This window comes from Staphylococcus sp. GW821-FHT11H10, assembly GCF_058807855.1.
Genome location: NZ_JBXARC010000003.1, coordinates 136,482 through 158,509, shown reverse-complemented (window position 1 = coordinate 158,509; position 22,028 = coordinate 136,482). Strand labels below are relative to the sequence as shown.

Here is a 22,028-nt window from a genome sequence, read left to right as displayed (position 1 = left end):
AAGTAAGCTTTGAAAATCATGGCTACTTAGAGGGAGTTAATTATTATCTATTTATCTTCTAATTCTCTTTCTAAATCTTTTTCATCTTCCATAGCGATTGTCGCTTTTTCAGATTCTTTTCGATACTTTTGATACATGATGACAAGTACGATGGCCCAAACAGGCGCGAATAGTACAGCAAAACGTGTCGTACTATTAATAAGTAAAACGATAAAGATAAATGCAAAGAAGACAAGAATGGCATATGCCATGTATTTGCCACCAGGCATTTTAAATTTACTATCGTTGTGTAATTCAGGGTTTCCCTTCACGAAACCTAGATACGCAATCATAATACATGTCCAAATCATAATATTGAGCACTGTTGAGAACGTTGTGATTTGAACGAATACCTTCGTAGCATCTTTAAATACTGCGTTTAAAATAATCGCAATACTTAATAAACCACAAGTTAATAAGATAGCGTAATATGGAACACCATGTTTATTCGTCTTATGTAAGAATGGTGGACCTTGTTTTCTTCCAGCTAAACCGAATAATGTACGACTGTTAGCGAAGATACCACTATTACATGAAGATGCAGCTGCTGTTAAAACTACAAAGTTAATGATTCCCGCTGCGAATGGAATACCAACTAAACCAAACAGTTTTACATATGGACTTTCCGCAGGATCTAATTGATTCCAAGGTACAACTGACATAATAACAGCTAATGAACCAATGTAGAATATTAATATACGGAAAGGTACATTGTTAATTGCTTGAGGAATCGTTTTATATGGATTTTTAGTTTCCCCTGCAGTGATACCGATTAACTCAATACCAATAAATGAGAAGATTGCCATTTGGAATGCCATTAAGAATCCAGATATGCCATTAGGGAAGAATCCACCATGACTCCAAATATTCGCTACACTTGCTGTACCATAATCGGTTTTCATTGCGAAGATGACCATAACAATACCTACAACAATTAATGCGATAATCGTAATAACTTTAATTAGTGATAACCAGAATTCAAGTTCACCAAATAATTTGGCGCTAAATAAGTTCATACCTACAAGTACGAGAATCGTAAATGCAACTGTTAACCAGTTAGGTATTGCTGGATACCAAAATTCAACGTATTTAGCAACGGCTGTTACTTCAGCCATACCTGAAATAATCCAAGTTAGCCAGTATGTCCAACCTACCATAAAGCCTGCCATTGGACCAATATGATGATGGGCAATATCACCAAATGATTTAAATCCTAGATTAGACAATAAGATTTCTCCCATTGCTCGCATAAACATAAATAATACGAAACCAACGATAATATATGTAAGTAAAATCGATGGACCTGCTAAGTGAATGGATTCACCTGCACCTAGGAATAATCCGGTACCAATCGCACCACCAATTGCAATAAGTTGTATATGCCTATTGCTTAATTCCCTTTGCAGTTTATCTGCCATAATGTTCGTCCCCTTCATGAGTATATATGTGACTTAAAATTATGACTGACTACGAATACTCTTTATAATTAGTTAATTAATTGTGTTAAATTATGTAATTAATTTTTTTGTTAAAATTAATAATACCCTATTTATTAATTTTTAATCAATGAATTATACAAATTTTCATATTAGGAGTAAGTGGAAATAAGAGAGGTGTATGATGTCATAATCATGCGTGAAATAGGCGTTTCTTTGGCTATAATCACTATAATTAAGACTGCCTACTGTCTAAAATATAAAGTCTTTAAAAACATATAATTGTGCATAGTTGTCAATTGCATTTAAATTATAACTATAGAATAAAGATAGAAAGTAGGCTAAATCATGCTTAATGATTTTAATGAAATATTAGAAGGTCGTAAGTCGGTTAAAGGTTTCGACCCAGATTATAAAATTTCTCATGAAGAAATGAATGAAATGATTGCAAAAGCAACGAAAGCACCTTCATCAGTGAATATGCAACCTTGGCGTTTTGTTGTGGTTGAAAGTGATGAAGCGAAAGCTAAATTGCGTCCATTAATTCAATTTAATACAAACCAAAATGATACATCATCAGCAATGATTGTCATTTTTGGGGATTTACAATGCTATGAAGAAGGCGAATATATTTATGAACAAGCGGTTGTCAATGGTCACATGCCACAAGAAGTTAAAGAACAAATGTTACCGATTGTTTTAGAAAATTATAAAAATCGCACACGCCAATCAATGAATGACATTGTTAAAGTAGACAGTAGTTTAGCTGCTATGCAATTGATGTTAGTTGCTAAACAACACGGTTATGATACAAATCCAATTGGTGGCTTTGAACATGAAGAAATCGGTAAAGCGTTTGGCTATGATTTAGAACGTTATGTTCCAGTGATGATTGTCGCAATAGGCAAGAAAGCTAAAGAGGCACACACATCATTTAGAATGCCAGTTGATCGTGTAATCGATTATAAATAATACTTCAATTTAATAATGAAAAAACGCGTAACTGACTGAAAAGATAAGACGCTTATATCAAGTTTTTTAGTTAAAGTCACTCATGCGGTGGGGCGGAACAGTGTGTTCATTATGAATACTGTTCCGCTTTTTTAATAAAGAGATGTATAGAGTCAGTGCTAATCATATTTATGATGAAGAAAAAGGGTATAGCTTAAGACATCAAATTGCGAAAAGGGTGATTCATTTATGGATAATAAATAATTAGAGACATTAACACGTATTCAGAAAGGATTATATGAAACAACAAAGGCAGTCTTTCCATTTGATAAACGCTACCGTATTAAGTCATTTGTGCTAGAACGATCAGAAGGCAATATAGTCATTTATCATTCATCAGGTTTAAATGAAGTAGTGACAGATATCCAATTATTAGGCGGTGCTTCATGCGTTTTAATGAATCATGAGCATGAATCCGTAGGCGGAACACCTAGTATAGATATACCATTTTGGATTCATCGTGATGATGTAGCAGCAATCAATCGAACGGTACCGATTGATGGACAGTTTGAACAACGTGAGACGATTGCAGATGATTTAGAAGTCATTCCTACTCCAGGACATACGTCAGGTACGACGATGTTTCTGTGGGATAATGACGAACATCGTTTCCTTTTTACAGAGGCCTTTTTGTGTGTAGATGATGGGGAATAGCGTACTGTTATTCTCAATTCAAGTGACCGACAAACATCCATTAAAAGCCTGGAATTGATTCAAGACCTAGATTTCAATGCTATTTATTGTACCTTGGGTTGCGATTGAAGGAGAAGGTGCTGTCTTTTTTGTTGAAAATGAGGAAGATAAACGTAAGAGACTACAAAAATTATTGATTGCGTCCGTCGTGGTGAAAATACGTAACTCGCATATTAAAACATTGTTATTAGAGGTGATGGTGTATGAATATAAATCGAGGAATCAATCATATCGGACTCACAGTACCCGATATTGAAGCGGCGACAGCCTTTTTCAAAGAAGGGCTCAACGGAAAGATTGCTTATGATAGTCAACGAAAGACGGATGAACCTCGTGGTGGGGAAATAGTTGAACACATTCTTGGTTTAGAAGAAGGGGCATCCATTATTCATAAACGTATGATGGTCTTTGGTAATGGACCGAATATTGAAATGTTTGAATTTAAAGATGCACATCAAGGTCAAGCGCAAACGTTACAAGACATTGGTTATACGCATATCTCTTTTTATATCGAGGCAGAACACTTTGATGAGGCAGTTAAACAGTTGACGCAAGCTGGAGGTCAACCTATTTCAGAGCCACATGTGAATACGAAATATGAAGACACTGAAGGTAATCAAACTGTTTATGTAAAAAGTCCGTGGGGAAGCTTAATTGAATTACAAACGGTACCTAATGGATTTTACTATCCATATGATAGTGAGGCAGAAGTTTTTGTGCCGAAAAAGGTCGACAATTAAAGTAATTTAAACATATCATTATTCATTAATATGACACATTTGTCATATTAAAAAAATTAAGTATTTTCTCCTTTTAAATTAATGTATAATGCCTTTAACAAGCCTTCCAAGTAGCTTGTTAAGCTAGATATTATAAGGGGTTTAGGGTTATTAGATGTATGCAATTTTAAATATCTATGCTTAAAAAGGGTATAAAATTAAAGACATAAAATTTTGTTTATGTCAACAACAATTTAAGGGAGTAATTTTCATGATTGATATTCAAATTCAAAAATCAGAATTAATCGATGTAATTGAAAATATTGTAAAAGAAAACGTGTATGTAGAAAGTGACGATGCATGTGAATTTTTAGCGACTGAGATTGTAAATGGTTTGGAAGAGCTTAATAGTGATGAAACACAAGCGAATAACTTGTTAGGACTCAATAGTGAGTTGCAGCACGAAGTCGATGAATCAAATGACGCAATTAAAGTGACCTTATCTGCTGCAGGCAGTGCCTCCAGTAGCTCGCAATTTGTTAATAAAGGCGCGGAATAATCGTTAGTGATTATTAAAAATGTTAGCGTAAGAACTTTTGATTTCAACAGCAATATACGAATGAAAATAAGCACCACCTATTATGAAAAGCGAATGCTTTTTAATAGGTGGTGCTTATCATGTTTATGACGCATTTACGAGAATAATACTTTTAGGATGTTAAATAAAGAACCTATTAATTGAAGAAAAGTACCAGACATAACTTGACCTCCTTTTGGTAAGAGTTGAGATGTATTAAGCGTTGCGTGTTAAATTCTCACTTTGAACTAAATCGTCTGCTAAGTCATGCCAAAATTGTTGTAATTCAGCTCTAGTGCGTTTTGTGTCAGAACTGTCTTGACCAACAAAATCGACATGATCCCAATCATGTTTCGTTGGTGTAACTTGCCAAATCCCTTTTTGATTTGTATCCGTTGCTTGTGTATACGCTTGATTAAATGGATGTTGTGATGAAATAACAGACACTAAGCCATCATTCTCTCGCCATTCTTTTTCAGCTGCTTTACCAATTACATTAGCAGTTAGGGTGAATGGGAAGAATAAAATTAAATCTGATTTTTGACGTCCAAATAATGATGCGTGTGTTGATTCTCCTGTGTAAGTTTTATACACAATATTAGGGTTTAATGATGTTTGACGGTTAAGGTTTGTCGCGCCTTCACGTGTTAAATCATAAAAGCCATTGTCTTTGGTTTGCCATAATTTTGAATCTTTAACACGTTTGACATAGTCAACGTAAGACTCGTTAGGCTGTTGTTTTAGACCCCATTGAGACAGACCGAAGTCTACACGTGAATCTTTATTGCCAAGTACTTTTCCTGCGTCAAAGACAACTTGACGAATAAGCGCTTCGTTACCTAATAAATCTGATGCATGTGTGCCGTTATGTGGCGTTCCAAGTGTCGTAATTGATGAAATCATATTATCGTTTTGACCTTGATATAAAGGTGAAATATCGCCTCCATGTACATGTTGATATTCTTGTTCTTCTGGATTACCATTTCTTAATAATGCTTCTAATTGACGAATCGTTTGACCGCCCATACTATGTCCGACAAGATGTACTTTTTGGCCTGGTTGCCAATCTTTATATACGCCTTCATATGTTTTACCGTAACGTTCATGACCATATTTGGCAGCGTGTGCAGCACCATAATCCACAGTTCCACCTTTAATATAGTAATAAAGTTCGACAGCACGATCGTAGTTACTACCAAACGCACTAATGCTCGCTTCATAAGATTCATAGCCGTTCTCTTCTAAATCCTGGCGTATGTTTAATTTATCGCCACCCCAATAGTGCGCTAGTACGGATGGGTTTATGTCATCAGTAAAGCCATTAAATCCGTGAACTAAAATAATAGGGTCTTGATTTTTATACTGAGCTTGTTTCGCAACTTTATTGGTTTGATCTTTCGTTCCAGTTGCAGCTTGTGATTTAGATTGAGTGTTTGTCGTTGCGACTGCGTTATTTTTAAGTGTATTTAACCCAGATTGTGCATCTTTATTTTGTTTAGAAGACTTATCACTATCTAAAGTAGGGTTAGTTTGCCCATCAATTGAAATATTATTATCGCTATTTTGTGTATTAAGACGATTCGTTACTTCAGAAGTTGTCGCTTCCTTCTTAGTTAACGTTTGTTGCTGAGCTTGTGTTGCGGTTTTAAGTGCGTCACCTTGATTGTCGTCATTATCCTTTGGTTGTGATTGTGCTTGTTGATTGTCGACTTTTGGTTTATCTGACGTATTTGATTCTGTTGACTGTTGTTGTTCAGTTGATTTAATTGTGTTTGGATTAATTTCATTTGAAGAAGTATTTGCATCTTCAGATTTAACAACATTTGAATGTGGTTGATTTAATGCTTCTTTTTTATTATCAGACGTTTCATCAGTTTGTGATTGCGTATGTGCAGTTGTTTTCTTAGTTGTGTCGTCTTCTTTAGAAGCTGTATCAGTTGATTGTGTTGACGGTTTTTCCTGTTTAGATGATTCAGATTGTTGCGTTGTTATGCCGTCGTTAGTAGTTGGTTTAGAAGTTTGTGTATCAGTTGAAAGTGATTGTTGAGAAGTTTGTTTAGCTTCATTTTGTTGGTTATCGCTATTTGAAGTTGGCTTCTCAGATTTTACAGTGGTACTTTGATGCGTCTCATCTGAAGTTGAAGTAGTTTCATTCGTTGTAGATGCATCGTCTGTTTGATTATGTTCATTATGTAAGCTAGTTTGTGAATTATTTGTATTATTTTCAGTTTGAGACGCTTGCGACTTATCTTGTTCAGTTGATTGAACTTGTCCCTTTTGAGTCGCGTGTGTGTCTTTATCCCCAATAGATTGTGCTGACGCCGTTTCAGGAGTTCCCACTTCCTGTTGTTTCTCGGCTGCCTGTGCTGAGCTACCTCCCATGAATAGCAACGTTGCTACTACAACTGATGACGCGCCTACGCTCAATTTACGAATACTAAATCTGTTCTCTCTTGTTTTCATAAACAGCACCTCTATTTTATTTAATTTTTGAAAATGTAAATCTATGAATCCATATTAGATAAATAAATTAATGATTGCTCGTGGCAAGAATTCAAACAATTTGCTAAAGATTGCTTTAACAGCTTCCATAATGACCTCCCTTTCATTTCAAAAGAGAAAGCGTTTACATAATGAGGTAAAAAATATGTATTGCAAGGATACCTTAAGTGAAAATAACGTATCTCTTTCAAAGTAATTTAAACAAATAGTAACCTTACTCACTGACAATTGTCAATGACTTAGTAGGAATCATTCTATGTGGCAACGAGTTGGAACGATCTTTAAATCAAAAAAAAGACTGAAACGATAATCGTTCCAGTCGTAAAATAGCGGAGAGGGAAGGATTTGAACCAACGCGAGCAAAAAGCTCCTACCAATCATAAATGATTGGCCTCTTTAGCCAGGCTTGAGTACCCCTCCATTAATATATTTTACAGTTTACATCTATCAATTTATTTTGTAAACAAAAAATACTTTGTTTTTGTTATTAAATTAAAAAATAAGTCTAAAGTTTTATTAATTAATACTTCTAAAGACGTATATTGTCCGTCTAATATCATATAATAATATTGATAAATTATTATATTGAGCGATGTATGTCGTGAAATAGTTATTACATAAAAGAAAGGTATTGAGGAGAAAAGTATGTGGAAATCAAAATTTGGTAAAACGTTTATTGCAAGTATAGTAATTGGAACAACGATATTTGGGTATGCTGGTCATCGTGATGAAGCGCAAGCTGTTGGTAACTATTACTATGATGGCTTGCATGCAGGTGAGTACTCAGGATATTTAAAAGCTAAAAAGATCAGTAACAGTTCAATTTCAAACAAATATTATCCAAATGCATCCCAAAGTAATTTGAAATCTATTGGTCGTGTTTCGAATTTAAATGGTTGGAAAGTGGGGATTCCAGAATATAAAGGACAAGACTCAATGGGTACTGGTACGGTAATTGGTGCGCATACCTTTGTCACAAATGGACATGTTATTGATGATAAATATGGTAAAGCTGCAGCACCAAAATATATTAAATTTCAATTGAATCGTAATGGTAAATCAATACCTTATACTTTTCATGCAAATGAAGTCATTAAGGTACCGCAATATGATATTGCGATAGTCCACACTAAAGAAAATATGTCGAAGTATGCTAAACCAATGCGTATTGCGACAGATTCTGAAATTAAGAAATTGAAATTTAATACACCTCTATATTCATTAGGTTACTCAAAAATTAATGGTGACAATACGAAACCATACCTTAGTAAATTTCGTGTAACACAATTTTCTCCTAATGGTTCAGAAATTCAAACGAAAGACATTTTTAGATCAGGTGCGTCAGGCTCGCCTATGTTAAATAGCAAATATACTACAATGTACGGTATGAGAACGTATGGACACAATTTAGGTGGTACTGCGACTGATATGTATGCTAAGCAAGAAGCTTCTGGAGGAGAGTCTTTCAAAGGATATGTTGGCAAATTTGTTCGTCAACATATTAAGTAATCTGATTGAATAAATTGAATTACAAGCGTTTCGCAATTTATTTTAAAAAGGGAATAAAGGGTGGAGAGAAATGAAGAGAAATTATTTAATGATTGGTGCGCTGACTGGAACAATGTTATTAGCTGGTTGTAGTTTAAGTGACTTTGGACTTGGAAATGGAGCTTCTGACGATAAAAACAAATCATCACAAACGGATAAATCGAATAAAGATAGTAATTCGAAATCTGATAATAGTACTAATAATAAGAAAAATAATGATGCGAATTCAGAAAACAGTGTTAAAGACTTAAATCAAGCTGAGAAAGTCGCACTAGCATTAAGTGATGACAGTGTATCTAATGTAGCCATAACTGCAAATGATTTAAAACGTCATTCATATAGTGAAAATGGTAATGGTGGGAAAACTCAAAAAAGTATAGATAAATACGAATTACAAGCAACTGGAGAAGCAGTTGAAGACGCACCAGAAGGGATGACATTTTATAGTGCTTCACCTGCTAGAGGGCCATTCGCGACTTTAATTGGTGTTAGTGATGATAAAGTAGCAGTGATAGGTACGCAAAGTCCAGGGAAATACCGACAATTTATTCAATCTGACTTAGGACATGAACTTGATGTTAAAGATTTATATCATAAATATGGCAAAGATTCAGATTATAAAAAAGTCGCAAAACAAATTTCTATTAGTGGTGGTTCTAATAGTGCACATTCTGCTAATAGTAATGATAAAAATACGAAAGAATACTTTGCTAAAATATGGCTGACGGCACGAAATGACGCAGATGACATATTTTACGAAGAGGACCATACGTATGAACCTGTAGATATGTCCGGTGAACCGATTAATCCATATAATGAAGATGCTTCAGAAGTATATCCTGAAGGAACCGTTGTATTAAGTCCATCCGTTACAGCTCTAGGTCACATTACTTTTAAAGATAATAATGATGGGACAGTCACATTTTACGATGTACCAAGTCATTTCCAAGACCATCGTTGGACCGAAGATGGCTACTCTAAACAAGAAACAGCTCGAATTTTGAAAAATGGTCAAACGAAGAAGATTAAGAATGCTTTAGATTCAGATATTGAAAAAGTAGCAAGTTACATTACATCTGATGCGCCTAGACAACCTGAACATTATGATAGTTCAAATTCAGATGACAGTAGCTCAGAAGACTCTGATAGTAGTTCAAGTGACGAAACGGTGACACGTGATAATGTCATTGATAAAGTCGAAGAATATGAAGGTCATACCTTAGATACCGACACATACACATATAAAGAACCAGAAAAAAATTCTGACGGAGATTGGGGTTTCTCATTTACTGATAAAGATGGTGAATTAGCTGGATCATATATTGTAACCTCAGACGGTAGCGTTACGAAATATGATGAAAACTGCGAAGAAGAATAAACCTTTAAAATAAACGATAACAATGTATAAGGCACCTCGTTAATTTAGCTTAGTGATGTTCAATAAATTAACGAGGTGCCTAATTTTATTGTATTTTGGAGATACATAGATGAATTACGAAAATCTCTTTGCTGGGGAAAGGAACTTAAGTGTTTATACACTTAAGTAAGTAGTTCTAATGATTAAAATCAAAGAACTGCTTTAGAGCCTTTCCCACAGGAAAGCGAAATAACTTAAGCAAGCGAAATCTATCTATGAACTACTTTACGAACACTTTCATTATTTATAAATATCTTTGATTTCATCTAATCTTTCTATAAAACTATCAATATATGATTGTGGTTTTAGAATTTTAGCATGTGGCGCTAATTGATAAGCGATATAGTACGCATCGAAACGCGTACAATTCACCCATACTGCGATATAATCCTCACTTCGTTCAACAACTTCCTTAATAGAAAATTGCTGTTGGAATTGGTTCCAAAAGTGTGTGTGTATTTGGAATAAAACAGGATTACAAGTGCCATCCTTCTTGAATTTCAAATTTAAAACTTTCACAGACAAGATATCACGAAGTAGAATCGTCTCAATTTCATAATCCTCTTCATACGTAAACCAATAATCATAATGCATATACAAAATAGATAATGGTTTAATGACTATCTTTTTGTCTTCAAGCTCAATGCGAACAATATCTTTATTCACAATCGCTTTTTGTAAAATCATAAGATTTTTCCCGGGCAATAATTCCTGTCTAATTTTAAATTGATTTAACGTACTCATTAAAACGTGTTTATCTGAAACCTTCATTGAACTGATTGAGCTAAGTAAAAATTTGTGAATATCGTGATGCAATATGGGTGTTAAACTTTGAAGTTTAATGAGTAAACTAAGGATGCCTAAACTATGTTTACTTTGTGTTTTTTGCTTAAGTTCATATCCTGCCAATTGATGATTATAAACGACTCTAGTATTACTATGACTCCAAAACTCATTTTCATAAAAGAACGTGTTAATGGTATTAATATCACGCTGAATCGATTTCTTACTCACATCAGTAAATTGATTTAAGTCGTGTTGCGTAACAACGTGACCTTTAAGAAGCAAAGTTAAAATATTTAGTATACGAGTTGATTTATCCAAGAATTGGGTCCCCTTTGCATCAATTCTATATTTACTTTGAAAATTAATTATATAGTATCATATTCTTTTTACGATGTGTATAATTCCAAAATTAAAAAGTCGCGATATATCAATAAACATAAATATTAAGACGACGGCCATTCACAAAAGAGTTAATTTATAAATGTTTTATTTAATATTGCATTTAAAAGAAAAAAGTGATAAATTTTCATGTAAGCGATTACATAAAAGGAGTGGCAAAGTGAGAACGATTAAAGAAGTGGCTCAACAAGCAAATGTGTCAGTAGCCACAGTCTCAAGAGTAATTAATAAAAGTGGTTATGTGAAAGAGGCTACACGTAAACGAATTGAACAAGTCATCAAAGAATTAGATTATTATCCAAATGAGACTGCAAGAACTTTATTTACGAAAAAATCAAAAACAATTGGATTGTTGTTACCAGATATGAGTAACCCGTTCTTTACGATTGTTGCTAAAGGTGTAGAGGACACAGCAATTCAAAAAGGGTACCACGTCATGATTGGCAATGGTGAAATGCAAGAGCATAAAGAACTAAACTATCTAACCACTTTTAAAGTGAATAATTGTAGTGGCGTTATTGCTTCACAGTTATCAACTCAATTTGCCTTTGATCAGTTTAATTCATATCAATTACCCTATGTACTTATTGACCGTGTAACAGATAATCAGCAATGTATAGAAGCGGACCATTATAAAGGTGGGAAACTACAAGCTGAGACAATTATTAAAGGAAATGCACAGCGTGTACTATTGTTACATCAAGATTTGAATTATCGCTCTTTTGAAGAACGATTTAATGGTGCAAGGACTACTCTAAAGAACCATGACATTCAATTGTGGATTGAGGATGAGCATGACATCACAATTGATAAACTGAAAGCATATGTTAACCATAACCATATCGATAGTGTGATATGTAGTAACGACGTATCTGCGCTTAAAATCATGAAATGGTTACATGATTTACACTTCCATATTCCATATGATGTACAAGTCATTGGATATGATGATATTCCATTAGCCAAGTTATTTTATCCAAGTCTGACAACGATAGAACAACCTGCGTATGAAATTGGGAAACAAGCAGCATTAGGTTTGATTAATCAATTAGAACATAATGACGTAACGACGAAAGTCGTATTGGATGTTGATGTTATTCACAGAGAATCTACAAGGAGGAAGAAATAATGACAAGTATATATGTAGTTGGAAGCTTATCCATTGATTTAGTAGTTTCTACAAATAAAGTACCAAGTAAAGGTGAAACCGTTTTAGGTGAGTCATTTTTTACAACACCTGGTGGAAAAGGGGCAAACCAAGCAGTAGCGGCTGCAAGACTCGGTGATGATGTTTATATGGTAGGACGCATCGGTGATGATGACTTCGGGAATCAAATTTTTACAAACTTAGAAGACAATCATGTTTTAACGACATTTCTGAAACCCGTTACACAATCTGCATCTGGTACGGCACATATCACTTTATCTGACAATGATAATAGCATCATCGTTGTACCTTCAGCTAATAACTATGTTACGTCAGATTACGCGTTGGAAGCTTTAAGTCAAGCTCAAGCAGGTGACATTGTTTTAATTCAACAAGAAATTCCCGCTGAAACAGTAAGAGATGTCGTTTTATATTGCGATGAACACGATATGATATCAATTCTTAACCCAGCGCCATTCCGAGAAGTAGAGGCAGATGTTATTGATAAAGCAACGTACATTACACCTAATGAAACAGAGAGCAATGCAATGTTCCAAACTGACATTGATAAAGCATTAGAGCGTTACCCTAACAAGTTAATAATTACATTAGGAGATAAAGGTGCTATGTATCATAACGGCACTGAAAAGGTTCAAATTGATGGATTTAAGCGAGAAGTTAAAGATACAACAGGTGCTGGAGATACATTCAATGGTGCTTTCGCAGTAGGATTACAAAAAGGATATTCAATTGCACAAGCACTTAAACTTGCGAACTTAGCAGCAAGTCATTCAGTAACAGGTATGGGCGCTCAAGGTGGCATGCCAACCTTTTCAGAAATTGCAGGTGAATTAGATGTATAAAACAGGCATATTAAATAGCGACATTTCAAAAGTGCTCAGTGATTTAGGACATACAGATCAAATTGTAATAGCTGATTGTGGGTTACCCGTTCCTAAAGACGTTAAGAAGATTGACCTTGCTTTAACATTAGGACAGCCAAGTTTTCTAGAAGTTTATGAAGTACTTAAGCAACACATGGAAATTGAACACGTAACGATAGCTGAAGAAATGGAAGTAGACAATGCACCTATCTTTGAACAAGTGACAAAGGACTTTTCAGAAATAGAACAAGTTAATCATGAAACATTTAAAGCATTAACTAAAAACGCTAAAGCAATTATTCGAACAGGGGAAGCAACGCCATATGCAAACATCATACTTCAAAGTGGTGTCATATTTTAAGGGGTGAAATTAATGATTCAAATGACTAATATCCATAAAGACTTCGGGGACAACGAGGTTCTAAAGGGAGTTGATTTTACTCTAAAGCCAGGTACAGTGCATGCACTAATGGGAGAAAATGGGGCTGGTAAATCAACACTCATGAAAATTTTAGTTGGGATTCATAAAAAAGACCAAGGTGTTATCACTAATTCTGATATTGAGATCGACTATAACAATCCTAAAGAAGCGGAAGAAAAAGGATTAACATTTATTCACCAAGAACTGAATTTATATCCAGAATTAACAGTGCTTGATAACTTGTTCGTTGGAAAAGAAATCAGAAACAAAATAGGAATACTAAATAAAAAAGAAATGAAGCAACAAGCTGAGCAAGTGTTTAAAGAATTAGATTTCTATATTCCATTAAACAAAGTGGTCAAAGATTGCTCAATTGGTGAGCAACAAATGATAGAAATAGCTAAAGCGATGATGACAAAAGCACAAATCATTATTATGGATGAACCAACAGCAACATTAACAGATAAAGAAATACGACGTTTGTTCGACATGATTCATAATTTAAAAGCTAAAGGTGTGTCCTTTGTATACATTTCACATAGAATGGCTGAAATTTTTGAGATTTCGGATGAAATAACAGTGATGCGTGATGGCGTTTCTGTTATGTATGATGAAACGACAAATCTAACATACAACCAAATTGTTAAAGCAATGGTTGGACGTGAATTAGATGAACAGTTTCCAGATAGAACGTATGAACCACAAGATATTGTTTTAAATGTAAAGCGACTTAATAATCCGCTACATCATATTGAGAATCAATCATTTTATCTTAAAAAAGGTGAAATATTGGGCGTGAGTGGTCTAATGGGGGCAGGTCGTACAGAAATGATGAGAAGTTTGTTCGGTGTCGATAAAGCAGATAATGAAATTGAAATTAAAGGACAAACAGTATCTATAACGTCTCCAATCGAAGCGATGAAACATGGACTTGCTTTTATAACTGAGAATCGTAAAGAAGAAGGGTTAATCTTAGACTTCTCCATTCAAGACAATATGGTGTTACCTTCGTTATTTAGTTTTTCAAAACATGGCATCGTAGACGATAAAAGTTCTGAGCAATTTGTTGATACGATGCGTAAAAGACTTAATATTAAATCTCCAGGTAGACTGCCGGCTGGCTCATTATCAGGTGGTAATCAACAAAAGGTCGTATTAGCAAAGTGGATTGGTACCGGTGCGCAAATCATTATTTTAGATGAGCCTACACGAGGTATTGATGTCGGAGCAAAAAGAGAGATTTATCAACTTATGAATGAACTTACGGATCGTGGTGTGTCTATTATTATGGTCTCATCTGAATTGCCTGAAGTCATTGGTATGAGCGATAGAGTGATGGTCGTTCACGAAGGTAATATCAAAGGGGATCTAACAGGAAATGAAATTACAGAAGAAAATATTATGACTTTAGCTACAGGGGGAACTTTAAATGAAACAGTTAACAGCTAAAACATCGTTCATGGAAAAGATTATTCCATTTATTGGTCTGATTTTACTAATTATTGTAGTGAGTATTTTAAACCCATCATTTTTAGATTTATCTAATTTACTCAATTTATTAAGACAAATTTCTATCAATGGTCTGATTGCCTTTGGTATGACATTCATTATCTTAACTGGTGGTATAGACTTATCAGTTGGTTCAATTCTTGCATTATCATCGGCGTTTATTGCATTAATGATTACGAGTGGTGTTGACCCAATAATTGCATTAATTATTGGCGTACTGATTGGTTTTGTTTTAGGTGCAGTGAACGGTTTATTAGTTACTAAAGGAAATATGGCGCCATTTATTGCAACACTTGCGACGATGACGATTTTCCGTGGATTAACATTAGTTATTACTGACGGAAATCCAATAACAAATTTAGGGGATAGTTATTTATTCCAATTATTTGGTAAGGGCTACTTTATCGGTATTCCAGTACCAGCAGTAACAATGATTATCGTGTTTGTGATTTTGCTTATTATTCTTCAAAAAACAACGTTTGGACGTCATACATATGCAATTGGTGGGAATGAAGTAGCTGCTAAAATTTCAGGTATTAAAGTTAATAAAATTAAAATTTTAATTTATGGAATTTCAGGGCTAATGTCAGCGTTAGCAGGAGGCATATTAACATCACGTTTAAATTCTGCACAACCAACAGCGGGTACTTCTTATGAGTTAGACGCTATTGCTGCCGTAGTACTTGGTGGTACGTCATTAACAGGTGGTAAAGGACGAATTGTTGGAACATTAATAGGTGTACTTATTATAGGTGTTTTAAATAATGGATTAAATTTACTTGGTGTTTCTTCATTCTACCAACAAGTCGTTAAAGGTGTAGTTATTTTAATTGCGGTATTAATTGATCGTAAAAAATAAGAGAAAGCAGGATAACAATATGAAAAAATTATTAGCCATTACATTAGCACTCGTCCTATTTTTAGCAGCGTGTTCCTTAGAATCACCATTGAAAAATGATAAAAATGGCAAAACCAATAAGAAAAAATCAGAAATTACAATAGGCGTAAGTATTTCAACTTTAAATAATCCATTCTTCGTTAAAATTAAAAATGGAATTGAAAAAGATGCTAAAGCTCAAGGAATGAAAGTTAAAGTTGTAGATGCTCGAGACGATTCAGCTAAGCAAACGAATGACATTGAAGATTTAATTCAACAACAAGTTGATTACTTAATTGTTAATCCAACAGATTCAAGTGCGATTTCAAGTGCTGTGGAGTCAGCGAACAATGAGGGTATTCCTGTAATCACATTAGATAGATCAGTGGATAAAGGAGACGTTGCGTCATTTATCGCATCCGATAACGTTGAAGGCGGTAAAATGGCTGGTAAGTATTTAGTTGATAAAGTAGGTAAAAATGCAAAAGTAGGAGAACTTGAAGGAGTTCCAGGCGCAAGTGCGACGAGAGAAAGAGGAAAAGGCTTCCATGAGATTGCTGATAAACAGTTAAAAGTAATTGCCAAACAAAGTGCGAAGTTTGATAGAGCAGAAGGATTAAACGTAACGCAAAATATGCTAGAAGCGCATCCAAATATCAAAGCAATCTTTGCTCAAAATGATGAAATGGCACTTGGTGCCATTGAAGCTATTGGGGACAAGGATATTCAAGTCATTGGATTTGATGGCAACGAGGATGCAATGAAATCAATAAAAAATGGCAAACTAGATGCGACAATAGCTCAACAACCTGAACTTATGGGTAAAGAAGCAATTAAAGTGGTTAATGGCCTAATGAAAGGCGATTCTGTAAATAAACAAATTAAAGTGCCTTTAAAATTAAAACAAAGTAAGAACTAAATATGTTTGAAATAAAAAGATTCTGAGACTGTAAATCATCTCAGAATCTTTTTTAATTAATAAGTGATTGATGAGAACGTAACAATGCATAAATTGTATCTAAATGTGGTGTGTTCACGTTATGAGATTTTGCCTGTCTAAAGATAAATCCTTGTATTGCTTCGATTTCTAATGGCTGATGATTGATTATATCGTAATACATACTTGTCCCCATATAATCAGGATAGCCGGCATAGATTTGCATAATGTCATCGACGATTGTATGTGGGAACTGTATACCTGATGCTTCGGCTACTTGATGACCTTCTTTTAATAATTGACGACATAGATGTTTGACTTCGTTAATTTTTAAGATTTGAGCAGTATTGTGACCAAGTGCAGTTATAGAATTAATACCTAAATTCACTAATAATTTATACCAAATTTTTTCTTCAATATTGTCTTCTAAAACAATTTCAATTTTGGTTGTATCGAATAATGCTTTTAGATGTGTTGTGGTAGTATCTTTTTGCAAATGTAAACGGTAGTCTCGGAAATGTACCACTTCGTTTCCAGACTTTTGACCACTTATGTATACGACTGCCTGATATTTGCGATTGAAAGGAAGTTGCGGCAATAAGCCATAACCATTTTGAGCTAAAATAAAGCATGTTTCATTATGTGCGAAGTGATGTAATTTTGGAATTAGTGGATTAAGTTGGTGCGTTTTAACCGCAATGATAATAACATCAAATTGCGTATTTATGTCATCAATACTTTGGACTTTAATAGTTTCATTTGCAGGTTGGAGGGTCATTATCTTATTAGAACGACCGATTAATGTAACGTTTGGCAGTGATTGTTGCAGTTCATAAGCAATCGTCGTACCAACCGCACCTGGTCCAATAACAGCAATTTTCATTTTAAACTTTCCTTTCTGGTTAGGTCCACACAAATATGTACAGGAGCATGTGCGCACTTTAAATATAATCATATAGTATAATCATTTTACTTTTCTATGTAAATTATTGTTTAAACTAAAAAAGATGGATAAACAAAGATAAATCTTAGAACAGAAAATGATATGATTTTATATGGAAGTTGATATATAATATTGAGTTGAAATAATGGACTAGCAATTTATAAAGTTTTGTTTAAAAATGTGGACATAAATAATAGGAGTTAATTTAAAATGAAAAATTTAGCAAAATTAGTTGAAATGAAACAAGACAAAACGAAAATTTCGATGATTACAGCATATGACTTTCCAAGTGCCAAACAAGCACAGGATGCAAATATAGATATGATTTTAGTTGGTGATTCACTTGGAATGACGGTACTAGGTTATGAAACGACAACACAAGTGACATTAGAAGACATGATTCATCACGGCAAAGCGGTACGTAGAGGTGCTGATGATACTTTTGTAGTAGTGGACTTACCAATTGGCGCAGTTGGTGTAAGTGATGAACATGATTTGAAAAATGCGATAACACTTTATCAGGAAACAAATGCCAATGCGTTAAAAGCAGAAGGTGCACATTTAGTTAATTTCATTAAGAAATCAACACAAATTGGAATACCAATCGTAGCGCATCTAGGATTAATGCCACAAAGCGTTGGTGTTATGGGATATCGATTACAAGGTAGCACGAAAGATGCGGCTGAACAGTTAATTCAAGAGGCACATGCAGTTCAAGAAGCAGGCGCAGTGGCTTTAGTATTAGAAGCGATTCCAAGTGACTTAGCTGGTTTAATTAGTGAGCAATTAGATATACCCGTTATTGGTATTGGAGCAGGAAAAGACACAGATGGTCAAGTATTGGTTTATCACGATATGTTAAATTATGGCGTTGATCGCTATGCTAAATTTGTAAAACAATTTGGCGATTTTTCAGTAGGAATTGATGCCATCAAACATTATGACGAAGAAGTTAAGGCAGGGACTTTTCCAGCTGAAGCCCACACATATAAGAAAAAGATATTGAATGAGGTAAACAGCAATGACTAAAGTGATTCAAACCGTATCTGAGATGCAACAAATTACACAGGAATTGAAGCGTACAGGTAAAACGATTGGCTTCGTTCCAACGATGGGAGCCTTACATGAAGGTCATTTGAGTATGATGCGTCGCTCAGTTGAAGAGAATGATATTACTGTGATTAGTGTATTTGTAAACCCTCTACAATTTGGTCCAAACGAAGATTTCGATGCCTATCCACGTCAAATTGATCAAGATGTAGCCTTAGTTGAAGCAATTAATGTTGATTATGTATTCCATCCAGCAGTAGAAGAAATGTACCCAAACGAGCTAAGTGTCACATTAAAGGTAGGACGTCTAGCGGAAGTCTTAGAAGGTGCACAACGTCCAGGTCATTTCGATGGTGTAGTTACGGTCGTAAACAAGTTATTTAATATTGTGAGTCCTAATAAAGCATACTTTGGTAAGAAAGATGCACAACAGCTCGCAATTGTTGAAAAAATGGTAGAAGATTTTAATCATCCAATTCAAATTGTAGGTATTGATATTGTACGTGAAGAGGATGGACTTGCACGTAGTTCGCGAAATGTATATTTAACTGACGACGAGAGACAAGAAGCTGTTCACTTGAGTAAAAGTTTGGAAATAGCTCAAACATTGTATAAACAAGGAGAACGACGTAGCCATATTATTGTTGGTGAGATTAAGACATATTTATCGGAACATACAAGTGGTCATATTGATGAAGTTGCAATTTATAGTTACCCTGATTTAGAAGTTGCGACAGAAATACAAGGACAAATTTTTATATCTTTAGCTGTTAAATTCTCGAAAGCACGATTGATAGATAATATAATTTTAGGAAGTGAATAGTAAGTTATGATTAGAACGATGATGAACGGTAAGATCCATAGAGCACGTGTGACTGAATCAAATTTAAATTATGTTGGAAGTATTACGATTGATGCCGATATCTTAGACGCAGTCGATATTTTACCTAATGAAAAGGTAGCCATTGTAAATAACAATAATGGTGCTCGCTTTGAAACATATGTTATTGCTGGTGAACGAGGTAGTGGCAAGATTTGTCTTAATGGTGCAGCATCTCGATTAGTTGAAGTTGACGATGTGGTGATTATTATGACCTATGTACAATTAGATGAACGTGAATTAGTTGACCATGCGCCTAAAGTGGCTGTTATGAATGAAAAGAATGAAATTATTCAAATGATTCATGAAAAAGAAGGAACAATAATCAAATAAATAAGTGTGACGGCAGTCTAAAATAGTAAAATTGATTGGATCCGGTAGCTTAAAAGCTATCGGATTTTTGTGTGGGCTATGTATCAGAGTGTTATAAACATTACCTAAATTTATAACATTTGTATAGTATAATAATATTATATAAAAGTGTTATAAGATTAGAGGGATCTTTAATGAAAAAATTTCTATTACTTAGCACCACGTTTATGTGAGTGTTAACAGCCTGCAGTACACATGAACCATCTAAAGAAAATAAAACGGAATTTCATACGAAACTAACGGATACTAAGACAACAAAAGACAATAAAAAACAAGACAAGGTTGACAATAAAAAGAAAGATGAAGAAAAAAACAAAGATATTATACCTAACTTTTCTGAAAAGGAAAAAATTGGCTTTAGCTTTTTGCGTCGACCATGTTGACCAATATACATTAACTAAAAATGAAATTTTAACTGGATTTTATTTAGCTATAGCACCAGCTGGGGAGTATCATTATAAATTAGTCGATTTCACGTTAGTTAAGCATGATAAACCTGTTGCAAACGCGCCAAAAGATATGCATTTTTATACTGTATATCCTGATAAGCGAAATTTTGTTGCAATCATCGGTGTGAATAATGAGAAGATATTCTTAGGAGGAACGCAAGCTGCAATCATTGATTATAATGAATTAATGCAACATGGAAGAGAAGTAAATTTAAAAGATGTCTATTTAAAAAATAAAAATAATAAAGCATTGCCAGAATTAGTAAGTAAAATGCATATTGATAATAAGTATTCTGACATTAGTTATGATGAGAATGGAATCTCTTATAAACAGTTGGAGAGATTGGGTGGCGTAGGATTACATCTTAGAAATCAAATCTATCAAATTATTGCAGATTTTGAAGGTGTTAGTTTAACAGATTCAGGTTATTTGTGGGAAGATGTGAAGTTACTTAATTCAAATGGAGATTGGTCGGTACAATATCGCAATCAAGATGGAGAAATCGTTGGTTCTTATAGAAATATGAATGACAAAATTCAAAAGCTTGATGCTAATGGAAATGTAGTTAAAGAAAAAAAGGTTAAATAGTATATAAAAACGCTCAGAATGCAATAAATTAGCTTTCTGAGCGATCTTTATATCTAACATATTCCTCTAAGGCTTGGCCAGAGTGTTGTACTTTAGCCGCATTGTTTTTTCCTAGGTAACGCAAATGCCACGGTTCATATTGGTAGCCTGTGATCTGTTCTTTACCTTTTGGATAACGGATGATAAAACCATAACGATGGGCATTTCGCGCAATCCATTGTCCTTCCTTTGTTTCTCCAAACTGTTCACGTAAATTGCAAGCTGATCCAATAGCACCCACATCATAACTTAACCCACTTTGGTGCTCGGAAGTGCCAGGACGTGCACTATAACGATCAGCGGCTTGCTCGCCATCACGCGCAACATATTGATTGTATAGATTCACTTGTGTTTCATAACTTCTAAATCCACTAATCTTATAAAGACTCACACCATCTTTTTCTGCATCAGTAAACATTCGTTGTAATGCACGTTGTGCTTTAGGTTTCTCACCAGGATTGTAATCAGATGGTAGTTTAGTTGTTTTATTAACGATTAAAATGCCGTCATAGTATGTTCTACCGTTTATGACTTCCTTTTTCTTTTGTTCATTGCCAGTAGTTTTAGTCGATGCATTACGATCATGCTTATTTTCTACGTCTTGTTCAAAGTTACAAGCACATAAAATTAAGGTGCTCAAAATTAAAATTGTAAGAAACTTCTTCACAATATAATTCCTTTTCAAAAATATTTTAATATCATATTATTCATCACAATGTAACATTAGCATAAAAATACAAATGTATTAAGACGAGATATAACAATATTACATATAAATTAGATTTTGACAAATGTAATAATATT

21 protein-coding genes and 1 tRNA gene are annotated in these 22,028 nt (G+C 34.3%); 16 read left to right on the top strand and 6 right to left on the bottom strand.

Annotated features, from left to right (window positions below; genetic code table 11):
* Nucleotides 1-47 precede the first annotated feature (47 nt).
* The gene (locus AC1RRU_RS03295; RefSeq protein WP_048667811.1) at nt 48-1,457 is read right to left on the bottom strand and encodes an amino acid permease; all 1,410 of its coding nucleotides are present in this window, start codon (nt 1,455-1,457) and stop codon (nt 48-50) included.
* Nucleotides 1,458-1,823: 366 nt separating this feature from the next.
* Here AC1RRU_RS03295 and AC1RRU_RS03290 point away from each other — a divergent pair, with 366 nt between their 5' ends.
* From AC1RRU_RS03290 to AC1RRU_RS03275, 4 genes are all read left to right on the top strand, one after another.
* Nucleotides 1,824-2,447, top strand: coding sequence for a nitroreductase family protein (locus tag AC1RRU_RS03290; RefSeq protein WP_011274493.1), 624 nt, complete (start codon nt 1,824-1,826; stop codon nt 2,445-2,447).
* A 333-nt stretch (nt 2,448-2,780) separates the two neighbouring features.
* Nucleotides 2,781-3,140: an MBL fold metallo-hydrolase gene (locus AC1RRU_RS03285; RefSeq protein WP_011274494.1), complete on the top strand. Its 360-nt coding sequence runs from the start codon at nt 2,781-2,783 to the stop codon at nt 3,138-3,140.
* Between the two features lie 242 nt (nt 3,141-3,382).
* Nucleotides 3,383-3,919, top strand: a complete 537-nt coding sequence (locus AC1RRU_RS03280; RefSeq protein WP_011274495.1) for a VOC family protein — start codon at nt 3,383-3,385, stop codon at nt 3,917-3,919.
* Nucleotides 3,920-4,169: 250 nt separating this feature from the next.
* A complete protein-coding gene (locus tag AC1RRU_RS03275) occupies nt 4,170-4,457 on the top strand; it encodes a hypothetical protein (RefSeq protein ID WP_011274496.1) in 288 nt (95 codons plus the stop codon).
* A gap of 234 nt (nt 4,458-4,691) precedes the next feature.
* Here the strand turns inward: AC1RRU_RS03275 and lip are convergent, their stop codons facing one another.
* Both lip and AC1RRU_RS03265 read right to left on the bottom strand, forming a co-directional pair.
* Entirely contained in the window at nt 4,692-6,938 is a 2,247-nt protein-coding gene (gene lip / locus AC1RRU_RS03270) for a YSIRK-targeted triacylglycerol lipase (protein WP_011274497.1), read from the bottom strand.
* 369 nt (nt 6,939-7,307) lie between these two features.
* Nucleotides 7,308-7,397 (bottom strand) — tRNA-Ile (locus AC1RRU_RS03265).
* A gap of 225 nt (nt 7,398-7,622) precedes the next feature.
* On the opposite strand from AC1RRU_RS03265, the gene AC1RRU_RS03260 reads away from it, so the two are divergent.
* Nucleotides 7,623-8,486: a trypsin-like serine peptidase gene (locus tag AC1RRU_RS03260; RefSeq protein WP_048667812.1), complete on the top strand. Its 864-nt coding sequence runs from the start codon at nt 7,623-7,625 to the stop codon at nt 8,484-8,486.
* A gap of 547 nt (nt 8,487-9,033) precedes the next feature.
* Nucleotides 9,034-9,903, top strand: coding sequence for a YdeJ family lipoprotein (locus AC1RRU_RS03255; RefSeq protein ID WP_493196444.1), 870 nt, complete (start codon nt 9,034-9,036; stop codon nt 9,901-9,903).
* 279 nt (nt 9,904-10,182) lie between these two features.
* On the opposite strand, the gene AC1RRU_RS03250 is transcribed toward AC1RRU_RS03255, so the two are convergent.
* Nucleotides 10,183-11,046 carry a hypothetical protein gene (locus tag AC1RRU_RS03250; RefSeq protein WP_493196442.1) on the bottom strand — a complete coding sequence of 288 codons (864 nt, stop codon included), beginning with the start codon at nt 11,044-11,046 and terminating at the stop codon, nt 10,183-10,185.
* 241 nt (nt 11,047-11,287) lie between these two features.
* Between AC1RRU_RS03250 and AC1RRU_RS03245 the strand changes: the two genes are divergently transcribed.
* The 6 genes from AC1RRU_RS03245 to AC1RRU_RS03220 are packed head-to-tail and all read left to right on the top strand — an operon-like array spanning nt 11,288 to nt 16,884.
* Complete coding sequence (locus AC1RRU_RS03245; RefSeq protein WP_037558264.1) at nt 11,288-12,256, top strand: LacI family DNA-binding transcriptional regulator; 969 nt, start codon at nt 11,288-11,290, stop codon at nt 12,254-12,256.
* Nucleotides 12,256-13,137, top strand: coding sequence for a ribokinase (gene rbsK, locus AC1RRU_RS03240; RefSeq protein WP_011274504.1), 882 nt, complete (start codon nt 12,256-12,258; stop codon nt 13,135-13,137). Before AC1RRU_RS03245 ends, rbsK begins: the two co-directional genes overlap by 1 nt.
* Entirely contained in the window at nt 13,130-13,519 is a 390-nt protein-coding gene (gene rbsD, locus AC1RRU_RS03235) for a D-ribose pyranase (RefSeq protein ID WP_011274505.1), read from the top strand. Before rbsK ends, rbsD begins: the two co-directional genes overlap by 8 nt.
* A gap of 12 nt (nt 13,520-13,531) precedes the next feature.
* Entirely contained in the window at nt 13,532-15,028 is a 1,497-nt protein-coding gene (locus AC1RRU_RS03230; protein WP_016930523.1) for a sugar ABC transporter ATP-binding protein, read from the top strand.
* A complete protein-coding gene (locus AC1RRU_RS03225; RefSeq protein WP_011274507.1) occupies nt 15,009-15,947 on the top strand; it encodes an ABC transporter permease subunit in 939 nt (312 codons plus the stop codon). Before AC1RRU_RS03230 ends, AC1RRU_RS03225 begins: the two co-directional genes overlap by 20 nt.
* Before the next feature lie 19 nt (nt 15,948-15,966).
* Nucleotides 15,967-16,884, top strand: a complete 918-nt coding sequence (locus AC1RRU_RS03220) for a D-ribose ABC transporter substrate-binding protein (RefSeq protein ID WP_016930525.1) — start codon at nt 15,967-15,969, stop codon at nt 16,882-16,884.
* 52 nt (nt 16,885-16,936) lie between these two features.
* Here AC1RRU_RS03220 and AC1RRU_RS03215 read toward each other — a convergent pair whose 3' ends face one another.
* A complete protein-coding gene (locus AC1RRU_RS03215) occupies nt 16,937-17,785 on the bottom strand; it encodes an oxidoreductase (RefSeq protein ID WP_033079882.1) in 849 nt (282 codons plus the stop codon).
* A gap of 270 nt (nt 17,786-18,055) precedes the next feature.
* Between AC1RRU_RS03215 and panB the strand changes: the two genes are divergently transcribed.
* The 4 genes from panB (at nt 18,056) to AC1RRU_RS03195 (ending at nt 21,185) form a co-directional block, all read left to right on the top strand.
* The gene (gene panB / locus AC1RRU_RS03210) at nt 18,056-18,874 is read left to right on the top strand and encodes a 3-methyl-2-oxobutanoate hydroxymethyltransferase (RefSeq protein WP_016930526.1); all 819 of its coding nucleotides are present in this window, start codon (nt 18,056-18,058) and stop codon (nt 18,872-18,874) included.
* A complete protein-coding gene (gene panC / locus AC1RRU_RS03205; protein ID WP_016930527.1) occupies nt 18,867-19,718 on the top strand; it encodes a pantoate--beta-alanine ligase in 852 nt (283 codons plus the stop codon). The genes panB and panC overlap by 8 nt, the downstream gene beginning before the upstream one ends.
* Nucleotides 19,719-19,724: 6 nt before the next feature.
* Nucleotides 19,725-20,108 (top strand): aspartate 1-decarboxylase, encoded by a 384-nt coding sequence (panD, locus tag AC1RRU_RS03200; protein ID WP_011274512.1) that lies wholly within the window; start codon nt 19,725-19,727, stop codon nt 20,106-20,108.
* A 390-nt stretch (nt 20,109-20,498) separates the two neighbouring features.
* The gene (locus AC1RRU_RS03195; RefSeq protein WP_227489843.1) at nt 20,499-21,185 is read left to right on the top strand and encodes a hypothetical protein; all 687 of its coding nucleotides are present in this window, start codon (nt 20,499-20,501) and stop codon (nt 21,183-21,185) included.
* A gap of 28 nt (nt 21,186-21,213) precedes the next feature.
* On the opposite strand, the gene AC1RRU_RS03190 is transcribed toward AC1RRU_RS03195, so the two are convergent.
* Nucleotides 21,214-21,891: a M15 family metallopeptidase gene (locus tag AC1RRU_RS03190; RefSeq protein WP_011274515.1), complete on the bottom strand. Its 678-nt coding sequence runs from the start codon at nt 21,889-21,891 to the stop codon at nt 21,214-21,216.
* Between the last annotated feature and the right edge of the window lie 137 nt (nt 21,892-22,028).

What these genes read in the sequence shown, in the direction of transcription:
- AC1RRU_RS03295 (WP_048667811.1), bottom strand. Translation starts at nt 1,457, where the DNA reads ATGGCAGATAAACTGCAAAGGGAATTAAGCAATAGGCATATACAACTT.
- AC1RRU_RS03290 (WP_011274493.1), top strand. Translation starts at nt 1,824, where the DNA reads ATGCTTAATGATTTTAATGAAATATTAGAAGGTCGTAAGTCGGTTAAA.
- AC1RRU_RS03280 (WP_011274495.1), top strand. Translation starts at nt 3,383, where the DNA reads ATGAATATAAATCGAGGAATCAATCATATCGGACTCACAGTACCCGAT.
- AC1RRU_RS03275 (WP_011274496.1), top strand. Translation starts at nt 4,170, where the DNA reads ATGATTGATATTCAAATTCAAAAATCAGAATTAATCGATGTAATTGAA.
- lip (WP_011274497.1), bottom strand. Translation starts at nt 6,938, where the DNA reads ATGAAAACAAGAGAGAACAGATTTAGTATTCGTAAATTGAGCGTAGGC.
- AC1RRU_RS03260 (WP_048667812.1), top strand. Translation starts at nt 7,623, where the DNA reads ATGTGGAAATCAAAATTTGGTAAAACGTTTATTGCAAGTATAGTAATT.
- rbsK (WP_011274504.1), top strand. Translation starts at nt 12,256, where the DNA reads ATGACAAGTATATATGTAGTTGGAAGCTTATCCATTGATTTAGTAGTT.
- rbsD (WP_011274505.1), top strand. Translation starts at nt 13,130, where the DNA reads ATGTATAAAACAGGCATATTAAATAGCGACATTTCAAAAGTGCTCAGT.
- AC1RRU_RS03230 (WP_016930523.1), top strand. Translation starts at nt 13,532, where the DNA reads ATGATTCAAATGACTAATATCCATAAAGACTTCGGGGACAACGAGGTT.
- AC1RRU_RS03225 (WP_011274507.1), top strand. Translation starts at nt 15,009, where the DNA reads ATGAAACAGTTAACAGCTAAAACATCGTTCATGGAAAAGATTATTCCA.
- AC1RRU_RS03220 (WP_016930525.1), top strand. Translation starts at nt 15,967, where the DNA reads ATGAAAAAATTATTAGCCATTACATTAGCACTCGTCCTATTTTTAGCA.
- AC1RRU_RS03215 (WP_033079882.1), bottom strand. Translation starts at nt 17,785, where the DNA reads ATGAAAATTGCTGTTATTGGACCAGGTGCGGTTGGTACGACGATTGCT.
- panB (WP_016930526.1), top strand. Translation starts at nt 18,056, where the DNA reads ATGAAAAATTTAGCAAAATTAGTTGAAATGAAACAAGACAAAACGAAA.
- panC (WP_016930527.1), top strand. Translation starts at nt 18,867, where the DNA reads ATGACTAAAGTGATTCAAACCGTATCTGAGATGCAACAAATTACACAG.
- panD (WP_011274512.1), top strand. Translation starts at nt 19,725, where the DNA reads ATGATTAGAACGATGATGAACGGTAAGATCCATAGAGCACGTGTGACT.